The 398-nt window shown below is 69.1% G+C and carries 1 protein-coding gene; it reads right to left on the reverse strand.

Annotated elements, in window-relative coordinates; all coding sequences use genetic code 11:
* The coding region (locus tag OEB96_RS00225) for a hypothetical protein (protein WP_266213361.1) at nucleotides 1–398 on the reverse strand (398 nt) is incomplete at both ends.

The raw sequence follows: 398 nt of genomic DNA on the forward strand, positions 1-398 counted from the left end.
TCGAAGGCCGGCACGTCACCGGCCGTCTTGCCGTCGTAGGCCACCGACTCCACGCCCACCACCGTCGACGCGTCGGGGTTGGGCTGGTGGTAGTTCTCCTGCGGGTGGTTCTTGACCATCACCGCGGTCAAGAGCCACACGCGGATCTGATCCGGGTCGGTGCTCCCCCGCCCGGAGAGCCGCACCGCGATCGGCAAGAAGTAGTTGCTCTGGGTGGGCTCCACCCGGAACTCGATGCGGTTCTGCCCGTCCACCCGCTGCACCCCGCCCGACGTCACCTTGAGGGGGCAGCCGTGCTTGCTGGCGACCTCGTGGTAGCAGTCGTTGATCGACGTGGGCCGGCAGATCGGCACCTGCGGCTGGCAGGTGGCCGTGTTGGGGCTGGGCTGGCAGCCCGT

It is taken from the genome of Paraliomyxa miuraensis (assembly GCF_026337845.1).
GTDB classification, from domain to species: Bacteria; Myxococcota_A; Polyangia; order Nannocystales; family Nannocystaceae; genus Paraliomyxa; species Paraliomyxa miuraensis.